Raw genomic sequence first — 17,073 nt, 5'->3', positions numbered from 1 at the left:
ATCAATACTCTTGCTTATCAGTCTTTCTTTACTTAACACTTCAAATAAATTAATGATATGTGCTGCCTTATTTGTGGGAGCTACTTTAGTTGTAAACTCAATGGTTGAGTTTTATGGTAGAAGCAAAGCTACTTACAGCTTAATAGTGTGTACAGTGATATGCTGTCTTTTTAAATTGCAAAATTTTAGTTTTATGATACTGGTTCTATATACTGCAATTTTAATCTCTCTTCTCTCAAGCATAGTTGTTTTTGAAGAATTAAAGTCGAAATTGAATTTTCATATGGCAAATTTCATCACTTTAATTATAGCATCGGTCATTGATAGTACGATTATTTGTGTTGGACTACTATACAAAATTTCTGCAGGTAAATGCTTATCAATATATATTAAAGATTTAATTTTCAAGTTTTCCTATGCATCGATATTGAGTATCTGCTTGTTTGTAGGAATGTATTTATTCTCCTTGGCAAGCAAGAAGTATTTTAAGGTTTCTGCATAACCCGTCTTCTGATATAGCCAAAATAGTTTAGATTTAACTATAACCGTCATTCCGCTATTTGTTAGCAGCTTGGCAGTATAATATGAAAAGCTCTTATTCGGATAGCGGTTCTAAAATCACAGTAATTGGAAACTGTTAACTTAAGTTATCCTTTAAGAGAGCTAGTACAATTTCTTACAGGTTTCATACATGATAAGAGTTTTATTTTTAGCTAAACCAATTGAAATAAGCTATAAAATCTGTTAAAGTCAACTTTGTGCAAGCACCCTTAGCTCAGTTGGATTAGAGCATTTGACTACGGATCAAAAGGTCGGGCGTTCAAGTCGCTCAGGGTGCACCATATTTTATAGGAAATAGAGGTCATACTTGAAATTCATATGTGTAATACCTATCTTTAAAGGTAAAATACTGAGCTATTATATATGAACAAAAAAGACTATTATGATCTGCTAGAAGTGAGCAGAAATGCTAGTACTGACGAGATAAAAAAAGCATATAAAAAACTAGCATTAAAATATCATCCTGACAGAAATCCTGGTAATAAGGAAGCAGAGGAAAAATTTAAAGAAGTAACAGCTGCATATGAAGTTCTATCTGACTCTGAAAAAAGAGCAGGTTATGATCGTTATGGTCACGATGGTGCTTCCGGTGGATTTGATTTCAGCCAAGCTGGAGGGGATTTTAGCGATATATTTAACGATTTTTTTGGTGGAGGATTCGGCGGCAGTACAAGTAGGTCAAGAACAAAAAGAAGTACAACAGGAGTATCTGGAGCAGATCTGCGCTACGATCTTAAAATTACCTTAGAAGATGCATTTAAAGGAATACAAGCACCTATACATTATGTGACAAATATAAAATGTAATACATGCCAAGGCACAGGTAGCGAAGGAGCAATCAAACCAGTTCAGTGCAACACATGCCAGGGAAGCGGTAGAATTAGAACTCAACAGGGCTTTTTTACCATTGAAAGAACGTGTACTACATGCTATGGGGAAGGAGAAATAATACAAAATAAATGTAAGAAATGCGGTGGAAGTGGGCGTAAAAGAGATGAAGTAAATATCTCCGTTTCAATTCCAAAAGGCATAGAAGAAGGAGCTAAGGTAAGGGTCAGTGGTAAAGGAGAAGCTGGAGCAAGAGGTGGAAAAAGCGGAGATTTATACGTATGTGTGAAAATAGCTACTCATCAGATCTTCACTCGCAATAGAGCAGATTTACACTGTAAAGTGCCTATAAGAATGACACTAGCAGTACTTGGTGGTGAAATCGATATTCAATCAATTGATGGAGCTAAAATAAAAGTAAAGGTCCCTGAAGGCACTCAAACTGGTACCAAACTACGTTGTAGGGAAAAGGGTATGCCATATATGAACTCACATGCTCGTGGTGATTTATACGTACAGGTAATAGTTGAGACTTTAAATCCAAAGAATTTAACCCAAAAGCAGATTGAGCTATTAAAAGCGCTTGAGGAAGAGGAACATGAAAGTGTAGAGCAGAAATCTGAAGGATTCTTTGGAAAAGTAAAAAAAAAATGAGAAATTTGCTAAATGATATAAAGAGGTAGCTGTCTACACTTAATTCTTTTTACCAATTTGAAAGCCTTCTCTTTTAGTGAAAAGATTTTTTTAAGTTATGCAAAAGTGATAAATTCCTTTATTTAAGGTCGAAGTTTTGCTATCCTCGCATTTTAATAATTTAAAATTAATGAACATAAACAAAAATGAGTTTTTATTTCTTCCTCTTGGAGGAGTAGGAAGAATTGGGATGAACGTTAGCCTATATCATTATCAAGGCAAGTGGATTATGATCGACCTTGGTATCGGTTTTGCAGATGAAACTATGCCAGGTGTTGAGCTGCTCATCGCTGATGTAGATTTTATTGCTCAAAGAAAAAAAGATTTGCTTGGAATAATCATTACACATGCACATGAGGATCACTGTGGTGCAGTGCCTCATCTGTGGGAAGAGTTAGAATGTCCCATATATACAACAAAGTTTACGGTTAACTTTCTCAAAGAAAAATTGAAAGAATTTCGATTGGAAGGTATAGTGCCTTTGAAAGAGGTGGACATAAATGGCAGCATAAATTTGGGTCCTTTTACCGTTGAGTTTATAAATGTAACTCATTCAATTCCTGAAGCAAATTCAATATTAATTAGCACTGAAATGGGTAGTGCACTCCATACCGGAGACTGGAAATTTGACCCAAAACCTGTTGTTGGATTAACTTCTAATATGGAGCGTCTAAAAGAAATTGGCGATAAAGGTGATCTGCTTGCAGCAATTTGCGATTCAACCAATATATTAAGCAAGCATCACCCTGAGTCAGAAAGTGAAATTTATGATAATATTTACAATATAATAAAGCGGTCTAAAAAATTGGTTGCTGTCTCGCTATTTGCCTCGAATGTGGCGCGAATTGAAACAATAAGCCAAGCTGCAAAAGCACTAAATAGAAAAGTGGTTTTACTTGGCAGATCTTTATGGAGAATAGTGAAAGTTGCGCAGGATAGTGGTTATTTAACTGATTCTCCTGAGTTTCTAGAAGCAAAGGAGGCAGTAAATTTTCCAAGGGAAAAGCTGGTGCTACTTTGCACAGGTTGTCAAGGTGAGCCACTGGCAGCTACCGCAAGACTTGCCGCTAAGAGTCATCAAGCATTTAAAATGCAGCAAGGTGATACCATGATCTTTTCATCAAAAATCATTCCTGGCAATGAAACTCGTGCACATAACATGCTCAATGCCTTTATTGAGATGGGAGTGGAAGTCATTACTGAAAAAACAGAGAATGTTCATGCTTCCGGACATCCAGTAAAAGCAGAGCTAAGGGAAATGTATTCTTTGATAAAACCTAAGATATCTATTCCGGTTCATGGTGAGTATATTCATACGGATGCACATGTAAAGTTTGCTAAAGAGTGCGGTGTGAAAAAAGCAATAATGATTGCACCAGGTGATATTGTTAATTTGGAAAATGGGGAAAAAGTTAGCTCCATTGATGTCGACTACTTTGGTATTGATGGTATGTTACTCCGTCATCCAGAATGCAGCGTTATAAAAATGCGTGAGAGAATGAGAGATGCCGGAGCTATCGTAGTGACAGCAGTTGTAAACAAGAAAAATAAACTGCTTGCTAAGCCAAAAGTATTTGCACCTGGTGTTTTCGAAGCGCAAGAAGATGCAGCCATTATGCAAAAGATCATAGAGAAGGTTGAGTCAGCATTTGACTCACAGCCGATAAAAAAAATAAGAAATAAAATTGAGAGCTCAATATTTAGTATCTTAAAAGAATATTTACTAAAAAGACCTATAATTGAAGTCCAGATAGAACAGGTATGAAATGAAAGAATGAAGCTATTCGTTCAACTGGTGTTATTTATTTCGTTATTTATTCCTTATTCCACAAAAGCTGTTTTATATGTTGATATAAAAAAAAGCAATATTGGTAATATTGATCTTGTTGTATCTAAATGTGCATGCAAGACAGAAGTGGAAAGTGAGCTAAGTGAAAGCATCACAAAAGTAATTGAAACAAATCTATCTAATTGTGGCTTATTTAATGTGAAACGTAACACGAAAGTTGAGTCTTGGAAAAGCGATACTGTAGTCACAGTAAGTTTAAGTGAAGTATCAAACAGAAATTTAGAGCTATCTTTTCGTTTATCTGACAGCTTTACAAACAGAGAATTACTCACTCAGTCAGTTGTTTTTCCGTCAAAAGACTGGAGGAAAATTAGTCATCTTGTTTCAGATGTGATACATGATAGATTGGTTGGTGAGAAAGGGCATTTCAATACAAAAATTACATATATCGCTGAAGAAAAAGATAGCAATTACAAATCCGTCCGTAAAATTGCTGTGATGAATCAAGATGGAAGTAATATAAAGTACTTAACAAATGGTGAGAAATTTGTGTCAACACCAAGATTTTCACCAAATGGAAAGGGTATTGTTTATATCTCATACACAAATGGTAAAAGCTATATAATATTAAAAAATTTAAAAGATAACACTGAATCAATAATCAGCGCATTTGAAGGAGTTATTTCTGCACCAAGATTTTCTCCTGATGGTAAATCTCTTTTTATTTCCCACTCATTGAGTGGTGAAACAAATATATTATCTCTAGACTTAAGCAGTAAACGAACAAAAAAAATTACTAAAGGTTCAGCTATAAGTACTTCTCCCTCTTTGTCTCCAGATCAAAAATACATGGTTTTTAGTTCTGATATAAGTGGAAGTCAGCAACTATATATCATAGATTTCACTAAAAAAAGCAAAAAACCCAAGAGAATTAGTTTTGGAAATGGAAGATATGCTACACCTGTTTGGTCGCCAAAAGGAGATCTGATAGCTTTTACAAAGATTCAGTCAGGAAAATTTTACATAGGAGTTATGAAGCCAGATGGCAAAGAAGAGCGCTTGCTTTCAGAGGGGCATAAAATTGAATCTCCGGCATGGCTACCAAATGGCAGAGAAATTATCTTTACTAACGCAGAATCACCAAGCAACTCTAAATTATATTTAGTAGATTTAGTAAAGAAAAATCAAAAAATGGTTTTTACTCCAACGAATGCTTCTTTACCAGATTGGTCTTATTTTTGAAAGTAGATCTATAAAATCGGTATAAATCTTGCTTTATCTTAATCGTTTATAACCTTCGGTACTACGAAATACCCATGCTCCGATTTTGTATTGGATAATATTTCTTCTTTAATGTTTTGAGAATTTATAATATCATCGCGTACATGGATATCCTTATCTATAGTTCCATAACGCATAGGAGAAACACCTTCAGTATTAACTTTCAACAAAGTATCATGTATCCAATCCAGCATTGTCAGTTCTTTTGAGTAGTATTGAATCTCATCATCGGATAACTTAATCCTCACAAGCTGTGCAGTTTTAAGCATTTCTTCTTTAGTAATTGTTATTTTTCTCTTATTTGCAAATTCTATTAACGAAGTGATAACATCTTCTGTTGATCTAGCTGGCACTTTTACCTCCTTGCATAAAGCAAATTAAAATATTTGCAATTGAAACAACCTCTATCTTATCATTTTTTTCAAATTTGTGAAATACGGTGTCCGTAATTACTAATTTATCCAGAGAAGAGGAAGAGATTTTCTCAACTGCATTTCCTGAAAGTATTCCATGTGTAATGCATGAAACTACAGACTTTGCTCCTCGGTTTTTTAAAGCAAGAGCTGCATTACATAATGTTCCGCCAGAGTCAACTATATCATCAACAATGACGCAATTTTTGTTTGCAACTTCTCCGATTACATTCATTACCTGAGATGTACCTGCTTTTTCTCTATATTTATCTACTACAACAATATCATTATCTAACTTGTATTTTTCCTCTAAAATCTTTGCAAAAGTACGAGCTCTACCAATTGCTCCAACATCAGGCGCAACTATTGCCAAATCCTCCTTGTATATAGAACCAAAAAATACTTCAAAACAGCTTAGATTAGTAATTGGTATATCAAAAAAACCTTCAATTTGACTTGAATGCAAATCAATAGCAGCAACACTGTTTGCACCAGCTGTTTGAATAAGATTTGCAGTTAATTTAGCACTTAAAGCAGATTGCATATTATTGTTTTTAATAACCCTATCCTGCCTACTGTATCCGTAATAAGGAATAATAGCTGTTATTCTCTTGGCTCCAGATCTCTTTGCTGCATCAATTGTAAGCAGAAGCTCCATAAGGTTATCATTTACAGGGGAAGAAAGAGATTGTACTATATATACTTCTTGATTACGTAGATCATTTGCTACTTCTACATTTACCTCACCATCGGCAAATCTTGACACCTGATTGGGGAATAGCTGAGCATTTAGCCCACTTGCTATTGAATCTCCTAATCGTTTACTAGCGCTACCTATTATTACCTTCATATATACCAATTAAGTTTTGAAAATTATACAGAAACCATGGAACGATTAAAACTTTATTCTTGCCGCCAAGTGGATCATAGAAACGAAAAAGTTACTCGAAACATTTCACCAGCTTTCTTATCATGCAACTCGTTTTCACAAAGGTACGTACTATTTTTCTACTTAAAAATAAAGTAAATTTTTTGTGATGCTGAGCATTTTCTATAATTTTTCATTAAATTTATAAAAAACTTGATAATTATTAAAATATAGATTAAAATGTTTATATACTTAATGGAGAAACGAAATGAATCTTGGAGAATTTGTTAAAGACAACTTTCTTGATTTGGAAAGGAAAACTATAATCGTACCTGAATTAGTAAGCTTTTTACAGAGCTATCCTAATATTACAAAGCTTAGTTTAAAAAACTGTTTTATTCATGATGAAGAAGCAAAAGCTTTAGTTAATGGTAATCTTGCAAACCTTACTTCGCTTAATTTGGCATGCAACACAATTGATGATGAAGGAGCAATAGCTTTAGCTAAAGCTTTAACTAATGGTAATCTTAAAAACCTTACTTCACTTAATTTAAGTTTTAACGACATTGGTGATGAAGGAGCTAAAGCTTTAACTAATGGTAATCTTAAAAACTTTACTTCACTTGATGTAAATTGCAACAAGATCGGTGATGAAGGAGCAAAAGCTTTAGATGATCTTAAAAAAGTTGATGTTAAAGGTATAGAAAATTTTAGAATAACAGATAGTTTGATAAATAAATTCACACAAAGTAACTCTTCAATAGAAATTTTTGATCCAACTCAATCGGAAAGTAAAACAACACTTGATGATATTATAATTCCAGAAAGCGTTAAAAAGGAGATAAACAAGATTCTTGGTATTATTCCAGAAAGAAATAAAGCATTACTTCAAAAGATAGGTTACAAACCAGAAAAAGGCTATCTTTTTTATGGTCCACCCGGAAATGGTAAAACCAAAATTGCTCGTGCAATTGCATGTCAAGCCAACGCAAAGTTTATTAGTGTTTCTGCCTCTGAATTTCAAAAATCGTATGTTGGTGAAGGTGAAGCGCACGTAAGAAAACTTTTTAAAGAGGCAAGAGCAAATGCTCCTTGTATGATTTTTATAGATGAAATTGATTGTATTGCTGCAGAACGTGGTAACAATAGTTCTGCTTATGCTAAATCATGCACCAGCCTTGTGAATCAGTTTTTAACCGAACTTGATGGTTTCAACCCACTAGAAGGTGTAACAGTGATTGCTGCAACTAATCGTAAAGATGTTTTAGACGAAGCGTTTATTAGGCCGGGCCGTCTCTCTAATCATATTGAAATTCCTTTGCCAGGTAAGGCCCAGCGTAAGGATATATTGGACTTATATATAAAAAAATTCAAAGGTATTGAAGAGTTGGAAGTTACAGTAGATACTGGAAAACTTGCAGATAAAACTGATGGTTTCTCGGGAGCTGAGTTAGAATATTTAATAAATCAAACAGCATGGGATATTATATATTTTTCTAAAATTGAAGGAAAAATCACTATTAACACGAATCACTTCATTAAGGCAATTAAGAAGAAGAAATCTCAAGGGCCTGAAAGTGAGCAAGTTAATGGTGGTCTAGAATTACTTAATAGTCCTAAACCCAATTTTAGCAGTGGCGTTCATATTGATAATGCAGATAATGTAGAAAGTCATAGCTCTGCAAATAGTAGTTCAGATGTTGTAGGTATACAGCAATGGTATGAAAAAATAGCTAAGATACTTGAGGCCAAACAAACTCAAATTAACAATCTAAAGGAAGAATACGATGAAAGATTTGCAGAACTTGACTCTGAGAACAGCAACGTAAAACAAGATCTAGATTGTGTAAGGCAAGACTTAACTAAAATAACTCAATGCACTGAAGAATACACTAAATTAAAGGATAATCTAAAGACTATCACTGAAAAATATACTCAACTACAGAGTGAATTCGAGAATATGGTAACAACCAAACTCAAGAAACATGAAAGCACACTAGAGAATCGTGTTAAAGAGCTAAATAGTAAATATGAAAAATTCTTAGGAGCAAGCACTAATAGTAAAAGGCAAGGTAGTTACGCCTCTATTTCTTTTGTATTATCTGGAGCATCTGCTGTTGGTGCAAGTTTGACAATGTTTCATTTAGCAATGTGTCTTTCATTCGCTGTAGCTGCATTAATTTTTCTTGCAGCAGGATGTTACTGTTTGTATAAGGCAAATACAACACTTAGTAATGTTGAAATTGATCAAACTCAAACTATACTGAGTTTTTAACTGCTTAAATGGTTTTTAGGGTTTTAAATCTGTACCTGTTTGGCAAGTTAAAAAGTCCTTGCTGGTGCTGTAGCTTAAATTGAAGAAAATGGCGGAAGTGTAGAGTGAGGTAGTTTTTGATCAAAAATTTAAGATATTTTTAAAAAAATTACCTTTCTTGACGTATATGAAGACTCCCAAATTTTTTATAGGTTTGACTTCACCTGATTTACAAATAGAAATTGGTTGAGTGTTTGCCATTTATTCTTATAAACAGCATTTTGCTTTTTTTAGCACGTAGCAATTCTTGAATTCTATGATATTATTTTTGTAAAATTGTTATATATATCATAATAACGGCACTGGCTGAGTTCATTAAGTAATTTTATGCGCAGCGTAATGACAAAAAGTGTTATTCACAAACACATTTTACTACATAATCAGCGCTAATATTAAAATGCTTATAAAGAGCTTCATAAGGTGCTGATTCTCCAAAATTTTTCATGCCAATAAATATACCGTTTGAGCCTACATATTTATGCCAACCCACTTCACTTCCAGCTTCAATTGCAACTTTGATGCTGTCATTATTTAATACTACCCCTTTATATTCATCACTTTGCTCGTCAAAAAGCCTCCAACACGGCATAGAAATGACCCTTGTACCTACACCTTTTTTCTGTAATTTTTCTCTTGCCTCAACTGCAATTTCAACTTCAGATCCGGTAGCAAATATCGTCACTTCTAGCTTCCCTGAATATTCGCATAGTATATATGCACCAAATTTTGATAGGTTGGCCAATTGGTCAGTATAAGAGTGCATGTAATTAATATTCTGCCTTGAAAGCGCAAATAGTGCAGGTGACTCTTTTTTTTCAAGTGCAATGCTAATGCACTCTAAAGTTTCAATTGCATCTGCTGGCCTAAAAACATATAGATTTGGTATAACTCGCAAAGAGGCTAAATGCTCTATTGGCTGATGAGTTGGACCATCTTCTCCTACTCCAATTGAGTCATGAGTCATTACATATATAACCTGCTGTTTCATCAAAGCTGAAAGACGTATAGCAGGGCGGCAGTAATCGGAAAATACTAAAAAAGTTCCACCATAAGGAATAATTCCACCATGAAGAGCCATACCATTCATACAAGCTGCCATAGCGTGCTCTCTCACTCCATAGTGGACATAAGAGCTACTATAATTATTACTATCTATTGTCTGCATATGCTTATATTTAGTACAATTTGAACCGGTAAGATCAGCAGAGCCACCAATTAGTTCTGGCATAGACTTAGTTAATAGTTCCATTACTCTGCCGAAAGAAGATCGAGTAGCTTCGTTTGGCATTAGCTTACATATTTGTTTCTTCAGATCAGCCAAATCACTCTCGATATTATTCGGCAAACGTTTCTCAAGTCTTCTTTGTAGTTCTTTATTGATCAAGGATGTATAGTTTTGCTTTGCCCTCTTAACTGTTTCTATCCAAGCGTTTCTCACATCTTCTGGTACATGAAATGGTTCATAGTCCCAATTTAATTTTTCTCTCATCTGTTTTACATCTTCCTCTGTAAAGGCACCACTATGAGCAGAAGATGTGCCAGCACGGCTCGAAAATTTTCCGATAATAGTTTTGCAACAGATTAGTGTAGGTTTATCAGACTTTTGCGCCTGCTCTATTGCAAGGGATATAGCATCAAAGTCATGCCCATCGATTTTGTCAACATTCCATCCATACGCTGAAAAACGCTTTTCTACATCATCAGAGCAAGAGAGGCTAGTAGAGCCGTCTATAGAGATGTCATTGTCGTCAAAAAGTGCTATCAGCTTATTTAATTTAAGATGCCCAGCAAGGGACGCTGCTTCATGGCTTATACCTTCCATAAGACAACCATCTCCTAGCATTACATAAGTGTAGTGACTGATTTCAAACTGCTTTTCAAGAATCGATTCAGCAAGTGCCATGCCAACAGCAGTGGCAAATCCCTGACCAAGCGGGCCTGTTGTTGCTTCTATACCAGAAGTTAAGCCAAATTCTGGGTGACCTGGAGTTTTTGATGTAAGTTGCCTGAAGTTTTTTAGTTCATCTATACTAATGTAGCCTGTCAGATATAATATAGAATATTGCAACATTGAACCGTGACCATTTGATAGGACGAAACGATCTCTACTGATCCATTTAGAATCATCAGGGTTATGGTTTAGATATTTAGCAAATAATACAGTGGCAACATCTGCCATGCCAAGTGGCATACCTGGATGTCCAGAATTTGCTTTTTGTACTGCATCAACTGATAAAAAGCGGACAGCATTTGCCATGGATTTTAGTAGTAGATGATTCATGTATTAATAGGAAAACTTAAAAGTGAAGTATACTATATCATAGTGGCAAAAACAAGTTGACACTTAATGTTAAAATCATTAATAATTTATAGTTAGATTGTGAGAATTTTTGTATGACAACTGTTATCAATAGAAAGTATAGAATCAGTCGCAGGCTTGGTGTAAACTTATGGGGTAGAGCAAAAGATTCAGTCAATAAAAGAAAATACCCTCCAGGTCAGCATGGTATTCTTGGATTTAAGAAGTTATCTGATTTTGGTAAGCAGTTTGCTGCACATAAGAAATTTAAGTTCTACTATGCAATTTCAAGTAAGCAGCTTAGACGTACATTTTTAGATGCTTACAAAAGAAAAGGTTATACGGCTGATAATTTTATTGGTGCCTTGGAATCAAGGTTAAGTTCTGTTTTATATCACTCTGGTTTTGTGCCAACAATTTACTCGGCAAAACAGCTTATATCTCATAAACATGTTACAGTTAATGATAAGGTGGTTAACATATCAAGTTATAGAGTGAAGCCTGGTGATATAGTAAAAATAAGGGAAAGAGCAGCAAAAATTCCTATATTAATAGAGGCTGAACAAAAACAAGAACGTAAGGCTCCAGATTATTTAGAGGCAGATAGCAAAGCACTTTCAGTGAAGTATTTGAGAGCGCCTCAATATTCCGAAGTCCCCTATTCAGCAGACATGGAAGTCAATTTAGTAGTAGAATTTTACTCTAGATAAACAACATAAGGCCCGTGTGGCGGAATCGGTAGACGCAGCGGACTTAAAATCCGTGGGTTTTGCGACCTTGGGAGTTCAAGTCTCCCCATGGGCACCAGTTTAATTTATTAAAAAAGTATGAAATGGCTTGATATAGAAGATATTGCAGAAGCTCTAGAAGAGAAATTTCCAAATGAAGATATAATTAGTATTAGATTCACTGAACTTAAAAGAAAAGTCTTGGATTTAGAAGAGTTTGATGATGATGAAAAGTATTGTAATGAAAAAATATTAGAGGCCATTCAAGCAGCTTGGATTGCAGAAAGATCTTAAAAAACAGATAGCTATAAGAAAATTACTGCATACAGTAAAAAGATAATTTTCTTGGAAATACTATACTTTACCCGAATTTTAATTAGCTTCATAATAATTTAACAAATTAAAATTAAAAATGATTACAAGGTAGGAAACACAAAATTCTGGCAAATGCTAGATATACAAATACTGCTTTTTATGTGTGAGGCCGAGGATCATGAAAACAATAAGTTAGTTTTTTGTATAAGAAAGTTGTAATATAATTTAATTTTAAGCACTGGAAAGATGTTTAAATATAGCGGGCCAAAGAAATTAAAATCTATAATAGAAAACTATGCATTAAAATGCATGAAAAATAAGATCAGCAAAAATGAAATACGTCTTATTTTAAACTGGAAAAGTATAGTTGGAGAGGAATTAGCAGAATGTACAAAACCACAAAAGATCTCATACGCACAAAACGTAAATTCTGGTGTTCTGCATCTGTTAGTAACAAATGGCAGTAAAGCATTAGAAATGCAGCATATGGTTTCTCTTGTAATAGAAAAAATTACAGTGTTTTTTGGCTATAAAGCAGTATACGGTATAAAAATCAAGCAAGGGAGTTGACTATTTAACTATATCAGGTTAACCTAGTTACATAGGATAAATTGGTATATTGAAGTGAGTAGAATTTGTGAATTAACAAATAGAAAAAAGTCTTTTGGTAATAAGGTATCGCACTCAAATCGTAAAACAAAGCGTACCTTTCTCTTAAATTTACATAAGGTTACATTAACGAGTAATATATTAGACAAAAAGTTTAGCTTTCGTATAGCAACAAGAACTTTAAGAACTATAGATTATAAAGGTGATCTTGATGCTTTCTTGCTCAATACAAAAACAATTAAACTAAGTAAAGAAGCGCAAAAGATAAAAAGAAGATTAAAGAAAGTTTTAGCAAAACAAGAGGTAGAGCTAGCTGTTTCAAATGCATAGTAAGCCTACATGGCTCAGAGCAAAAGCTCCAGCTGGTAAAGTATTCAATGAAACCTTAAATACTGTTAAGCTACATAACTTACATACAGTATGCGAAGAAGCTGCGTGTCCAAATATTGGTGAATGTTGGAATAAACGTCATGCTACTGTGATGATTCTCGGTTCTGTTTGTACTCGTGCTTGTGCGTTTTGCAACGTTGCAACTGGCATTCCTGATAAGCTCGATCCTCATGAACCAGAAAATTTAGCAAAAGCAATAAAAAAGTTAAATTTAAAGCACGTTGTCATTACCTCTGTTGACCGTGACGATTTACCAGATGGTGGTGCAAATCAGTTTATAAGGTGTATAGAAGAAATTAGAAAGATAACTTCGGAAACAACAATAGAGATCCTCACTCCTGATTTTTTAAATAAGAAAGGAGCGTTTGAAGCAATAGCTATTGCATCACCTGATGTTTATAACCACAACATCGAAACAGTACCAAGGCTGTATGCAAAAATAAGACCAAGAGCTCGTTATTTTCATTCACTATATTTGCTAAAGATGGTGAAACAGATTAATCCTAAACTTTTCACGAAGTCAGGGCTTATGGTTGGTCTTGGAGAAACAAAAGAAGAAATCTTTCAGGTTATGGATGATTTACGTAGCGCCGAAGTTGACTTCATTACAATTGGTCAATATTTGCAACCAACTCCAAAGCATGTAAAGGTTGATAGATATGTTACCCCAGAAGAGTTTGAGCATTATAAATATATTGCTTATTCCAAAGGCTTTTTGGTAGTTGCATCAAGCCCATTGACTCGGTCATCGTACCACGCTGAAGAAGATTTTAACAGGCTCAAGGCTTGTAGTTAATATCTTAATTTTTTCAGAGTACAGTTTAATATAGTAATTAATATCTTGACTTTATTTAGAATATAATTTAATATAGGTATTGATGAAGCGAAAAAGTTATGGGCGATTCTAACGAAAAAGTTGACTACACTGAGTTATCAAAACGTTCTTTTTCTGACAAAAAAAAGCCAAAAAAAAAGGTCAAATTTTGTCCGAAAGTCCAAGTTAAAGAAATTCCACTTGAAGGAAAAAAAGGAGAGTGTAAACGACGCAAGAAAAAGAAACAGAGCAAAAAAAAGAATTGGACCCGAGGGCAGTACCCGGCGCCTTCACCATATTTTCTGTTAATACGGGGGCGAGTACAGAAAACACAATTATGGGAAAGAGGTGCAGCAATTATTGTTCCACCAGTAATTGGGCTTCTAGGAGGTTTAATAACTTTAACACTCATAACAGAAGAAATAAGTTCACCATTTTTAATTGCAGCTTTAGTTGCTGTAGCTGTTACATTAGCAATATATGGACTTGAGTATTTATTTAAACCTGAATTGCTAGAAAAGCCTGGTGAAACTTTAAAGGATTTAGTAACAGATTCTTTTGTAAAGGAAGAAAAAAACTCAAGAACTGTATAACAATAAATCAGAAAAGCTTAGTGAGTTGCCCTAGGCTTGACTTTTTACTTAGCTGATCACAAAAAGTATGAATTTTACAGCACCTAAACCAGCTGTTTAAGATCTTATATAAGCAATTGACAGCTACTGAGATGCCAGCTAAAATATTTACATAGTATATTAACAGAGGGTAAGGTGGGTTTTAGTGGATATGTACATGATAAAGCTTTAACAATATCAGATGTAAGTGCTAAAATTGATATAAGAGAGCTAGCAAACTTTCTACAGAGTAAAAAAGGCATTAACGAGCTTAATTTAATAAATGTAGAGATTGATAGTAAAGATGTAAAAGAGTTAAGTAAACTTACACATCTTACTTCGCTCACTCTAAGGAACAATAAACTCGGTTTTGAAGGTGCAGGATATATAGGTCAATGCAATCTAAAAAACCTTACTTTACTTGAAATAAGTAATAACAATATTGGAGACAGAGGTTTTGCATTTTTGATTGGCAGCAAACGTCTCCCAAATCTTACTTTATTAAATGTAGAAAACAACAACATTGTTGGAGTGTGGCGCCACCACTATGGAGGAGATATAGCACTCAAAAATCTCACCTCACTTTATGTAGAAGGTAACGGTAAAAAATTCTTAAATGATAAAGAAGTTATCCTTGATAGTATAAAAAAAAGCTCAATAACCGAAGCGCCTGGACACTCTAGAGTAAAAGATGGTGAAGGTGCTACAAAAAAATTAGTAGCTAAAAGAAAAAAAACGATACAAGCTACCAATAGTCAGTCAGATCCTAGTAGTAGGTTAAGTATAGAACTTTCCAAACAAGATGGGCTGCGTGAAATAGTACTTGACACTTAAACTACAGGTCTTGATGTCAATAGCCATCGAATTATCGAAATAGGGTGTGTAGAACTAATTAATCATATTCCAACAGGCAAAGTATTCCATCGATACATCAACCCAGAAAGGAGCATAGACAAAGGTGCATTTAAAGTTCACGGTATCAGCGAAGAATTTCTAAAGGATAAGCCATTATTTTCAGAGATTGCATCTGAATTTCTTAATTTTATATCTAGCGATACTTTGGTAATTCACAATGCTGGATTTGACATTAAATTTTTGAACATGGAACTTGGTAAACTGAATGCCAAATTAATCTCTTCAGACAGAGTGTTAGATACATTACCGCTTGCAAGAAAGAAATTTGGACCACCGGCTTCTTTAAGTGCATTGTGTGAGCGTTTTGGTATATCGCTAGAGAGCAGGGAGTTACATGGAGCGCTAATTGACGCTGAGTTGCTAGCAAAAGTATATGTTGAGCGATTACAAACTCCTTTGGATCGATGTCAGCATGCAGTACGTAACTTATCTCTTAGAGGACACTTGCCAAGTAATGAAGAAGTTAGTGAGCAGTTAGATGAGATTAACGTATCTGTTCATGAGGGAGTAGTAGATAGAAGATTGTAAAAACGCCTTTTGCTTTCAGTAGCGAAATTATTCTCTCAATGAATGTGTTTTCTAGCTTTAAAAATGCGAATCTCAATATCTTATCTTGAATTACTTAACTGTTGGTTCAAGTTTAAGTTCTTATCATGGTATGTATTTACATCTTTTAACACTTTAAGTGGTTCACCTAGAATATGTTCCACTTTTGTCTCAAATTTAAATCCCAAATTTCCAAAAAATTCTTGAAAATACTCAATAGTAATGTCACACAAACTTCTACCACTTGCTTTATAATTTTTCAGCTCTTTCGGAATATTAATAAGCACTTTACCATCCTCATATGTTATGCTTCTACCCTTAGATTTTAACTTAAATTCTACTGAACTGCAAAAACCTGGTGTTTTAATATCATTAACAAGATCACTGCTGCACACCTTTATACAATCCATGCTAAAATTAAATTTTAGACAATTGGAGTCACGGCAATCCATACTATAAGTTATTGTTATGCTAGAATCTAACACAAGTAAGCCAAATGGAGAAAGAGCCTTTAATATATGAAGAAACAGAAAATGATTATACCCTTCTTGATGATAGTTAGTTATCAATTCTTCCATGATAGAGTCACTCGGAACTTCTGCACCAGCATATTCAAATATTTTTATGAAAATTTGCTTAAGAAATGGACTATAGTTCTTTCTTCCATTCTCATCTTCTAAAATGAGATCTTTATGTTTTGAATATAGCTCCTTGACAAGCTCATTGGTTACTTCCTTTTCGTTAATAGTAAGGTTGTGCGATCTACTAAGGTCAATATATGTGTTGTAACCAGAGTTCCAACAATCTGATTTTATTGGCACAGATTTTAAATCAGCATACTTGAGCTTTTCCACTTCAGATTTTAATGCATTAACTATTTTTTTTGCCATATCATAATTTCATATTATATGTATTAATTTTAACACTAATTTTTATTCCATATTTTCCACAATAAGTAAAGGTTATGCTTCAAAGATTTGCACTTATTTTTCGTTCGGAATTAGGCTTCAAAATTATATATGTAATCCCACCAATCGCTAACGCAGATGTTGCCACCGCAGCAACTATTTTAAGGCAAAATCTTTTTCTTAGCTGCATT

Annotated in this window: 15 protein-coding genes, 2 tRNA genes and 1 pseudogene; 14 read left to right on the top strand and 4 right to left on the bottom strand. The window is 34.2% G+C overall.

The genetic code is table 11. The features are described 5' to 3' along the window. Nucleotides 1-193 precede the first annotated feature (193 nt). From OOT12_RS03070 to OOT12_RS03050, 5 genes are all read left to right on the top strand, one after another. Nucleotides 194-502 carry a hypothetical protein gene (locus OOT12_RS03070; protein WP_264376426.1) on the top strand — a complete coding sequence of 103 codons (309 nt, stop codon included), beginning with the start codon at nt 194-196 and terminating at the stop codon, nt 500-502. A gap of 262 nt (nt 503-764) precedes the next feature. Further along, nucleotides 765-842: transfer RNA gene (locus tag OOT12_RS03065), tRNA-Arg, on the top strand. 82 nt (nt 843-924) lie between these two features. After that, complete coding sequence (gene dnaJ / locus OOT12_RS03060; protein ID WP_012481762.1) at nt 925-2,043, top strand: molecular chaperone DnaJ; 1,119 nt, start codon at nt 925-927, stop codon at nt 2,041-2,043. Between the two features lie 169 nt (nt 2,044-2,212). Then, nucleotides 2,213-3,847 (top strand): ribonuclease J, encoded by a 1,635-nt coding sequence (locus tag OOT12_RS03055; RefSeq protein WP_264375326.1) that lies wholly within the window; start codon nt 2,213-2,215, stop codon nt 3,845-3,847. Nucleotides 3,848-3,856: 9 nt separating this feature from the next. After that, the gene (locus tag OOT12_RS03050; RefSeq protein WP_264375327.1) at nt 3,857-5,113 is read left to right on the top strand and encodes a Tol-Pal system protein TolB; all 1,257 of its coding nucleotides are present in this window, start codon (nt 3,857-3,859) and stop codon (nt 5,111-5,113) included. A 38-nt stretch (nt 5,114-5,151) separates the two neighbouring features. Here the strand turns inward: OOT12_RS03050 and gatC are convergent, their stop codons facing one another. Together gatC and OOT12_RS03040 are read right to left on the bottom strand one after the other, a co-directional pair. Next, nucleotides 5,152-5,505 (bottom strand): Asp-tRNA(Asn)/Glu-tRNA(Gln) amidotransferase subunit GatC, encoded by a 354-nt coding sequence (gene gatC, locus OOT12_RS03045; protein ID WP_007302647.1) that lies wholly within the window; start codon nt 5,503-5,505, stop codon nt 5,152-5,154. Then, on the bottom strand, nt 5,495-6,415 hold the full coding sequence (locus OOT12_RS03040) for a ribose-phosphate diphosphokinase (protein ID WP_264376427.1): 921 nt from the start codon (nt 6,413-6,415) through the stop codon (nt 5,495-5,497). The genes gatC and OOT12_RS03040 overlap by 11 nt, the downstream gene beginning before the upstream one ends. A 286-nt stretch (nt 6,416-6,701) precedes the next feature. Between OOT12_RS03040 and OOT12_RS03035 the strand changes: the two genes are divergently transcribed. Further along, nucleotides 6,702-8,708: an AAA family ATPase gene (locus OOT12_RS03035; RefSeq protein ID WP_264685384.1), complete on the top strand. Its 2,007-nt coding sequence runs from the start codon at nt 6,702-6,704 to the stop codon at nt 8,706-8,708. A 391-nt stretch (nt 8,709-9,099) separates the two neighbouring features. Here OOT12_RS03035 and tkt read toward each other — a convergent pair whose 3' ends face one another. Next, nucleotides 9,100-11,028, bottom strand: coding sequence for a transketolase (tkt, locus tag OOT12_RS03030; RefSeq protein ID WP_264375330.1), 1,929 nt, complete (start codon nt 11,026-11,028; stop codon nt 9,100-9,102). A gap of 113 nt (nt 11,029-11,141) precedes the next feature. Between tkt and rpsD the strand changes: the two genes are divergently transcribed. The 8 genes and pseudogenes from rpsD (at nt 11,142) to dnaQ (ending at nt 15,956) form a co-directional block, all read left to right on the top strand. Continuing rightward, a complete protein-coding gene (gene rpsD, locus OOT12_RS03025) occupies nt 11,142-11,756 on the top strand; it encodes a 30S ribosomal protein S4 (protein WP_006012690.1) in 615 nt (204 codons plus the stop codon). Between the two features lie 10 nt (nt 11,757-11,766). Next, a tRNA-Leu gene (locus tag OOT12_RS03020) sits at nt 11,767-11,853 on the top strand. Between the two features lie 20 nt (nt 11,854-11,873). After that, on the top strand, nt 11,874-12,068 hold the full coding sequence (gene iscX / locus OOT12_RS03015) for a Fe-S cluster assembly protein IscX (protein WP_007302643.1): 195 nt from the start codon (nt 11,874-11,876) through the stop codon (nt 12,066-12,068). A gap of 267 nt (nt 12,069-12,335) precedes the next feature. After that, on the top strand, nt 12,336-12,659 hold the full coding sequence (locus OOT12_RS03010; protein ID WP_006012687.1) for a DUF721 domain-containing protein: 324 nt from the start codon (nt 12,336-12,338) through the stop codon (nt 12,657-12,659). Between the two features lie 54 nt (nt 12,660-12,713). Beyond that, nucleotides 12,714-13,028, top strand: coding sequence for a 50S ribosomal protein L28 (rpmB, locus tag OOT12_RS03005; protein ID WP_006012685.1), 315 nt, complete (start codon nt 12,714-12,716; stop codon nt 13,026-13,028). Next, complete coding sequence (gene lipA / locus OOT12_RS03000; RefSeq protein WP_264375331.1) at nt 13,021-13,884, top strand: lipoyl synthase; 864 nt, start codon at nt 13,021-13,023, stop codon at nt 13,882-13,884. Before rpmB ends, lipA begins: the two co-directional genes overlap by 8 nt. 98 nt (nt 13,885-13,982) lie before the next feature. After that, nucleotides 13,983-14,495, top strand: a complete 513-nt coding sequence (locus tag OOT12_RS02995) for a hypothetical protein (RefSeq protein ID WP_264375332.1) — start codon at nt 13,983-13,985, stop codon at nt 14,493-14,495. A gap of 801 nt (nt 14,496-15,296) precedes the next feature. Next, nucleotides 15,297-15,956: pseudogene (gene dnaQ, locus OOT12_RS02990) on the top strand (DNA polymerase III subunit epsilon). A gap of 80 nt (nt 15,957-16,036) precedes the next feature. Here dnaQ and OOT12_RS02985 read toward each other — a convergent pair. After that, nucleotides 16,037-16,864 carry a hypothetical protein gene (locus OOT12_RS02985; RefSeq protein ID WP_264376429.1) on the bottom strand — a complete coding sequence of 276 codons (828 nt, stop codon included), beginning with the start codon at nt 16,862-16,864 and terminating at the stop codon, nt 16,037-16,039. Nucleotides 16,865-17,073: the final 209 nt, after the last annotated feature.

The sequence above is a fragment of the Wolbachia endosymbiont (group B) of Parapoynx stratiotata genome (assembly GCF_947250635.1).
GTDB lineage: Bacteria > Pseudomonadota > Alphaproteobacteria > Rickettsiales > Anaplasmataceae > Wolbachia.
This window is presented reverse-complemented; position numbering and strand designations above follow the sequence as displayed.